This window comes from Acidovorax sp. KPB24-03 (assembly GCF_057546605.1).
This window is the reverse complement of record NZ_BAAJYR010000948.1, coordinates 1-563: the sequence shown is the minus strand read 5'-3', so window position 1 is coordinate 563 and position 563 is coordinate 1. Positions and strand designations below refer to the sequence as shown.

Sequence of the window (563 nt, the reverse complement as noted above, 5' to 3'; positions counted from 1 at the left end):
CCCTGCGGCGGGCCCACGGCCAGCGGCCCGCCCTGCAGCGCCGCCAGATTCAGCGGCGGCGCGCCGCTGTCGAACAGCTTCCACGGGTTCATCGACATGAAGCCGCTGAAGATCCACGCGATGGTCGCCGCCGAAAACACCAGTCCCAGCGCATGGTGCCAGCGCATCGCGGGCGTGGGGTAGGGCGTGCGCGCGCCGCTGCGGTAGCGCCCGCGAAAGCGCCTGCGCTGCAGGCCCACGACGGTGCCGGCCAGCGCCGCCAGCGTGCCGGCCACGGCGAGCGTGTTCACCGTGGCGCTCCAGTAAGGCTGCAGCGCGTTGCCGCGCAGCGGGTAGAGCCAGTGGATCCACGTGCCCACGTAGCCCCACAGGCGCTCGGTGCGCGGCGCATCGCGCACCACCTCGCCCGTGGTGCCGGACACGTAGAGCACGGTGCCGTCCGCATCGTGCAGCCGCACGCGGTGCAGCGGCCGGTGCGTGTCCAGCCCGCGCGAATGGGTGAACGCATCTTCCTGCAGCGTGCCCTCGTAATCCGCGGCCACGCCGGGGCCGGCCCAGGCCGC

1 pseudogene is annotated in these 563 nt (G+C 73.7%); it reads right to left on the bottom strand.

Annotated features, from left to right (window positions below):
- A pseudogene (locus tag AC27KI_RS26960) lies at positions 1-563 on the bottom strand (PepSY domain-containing protein); the annotation flags it as partial.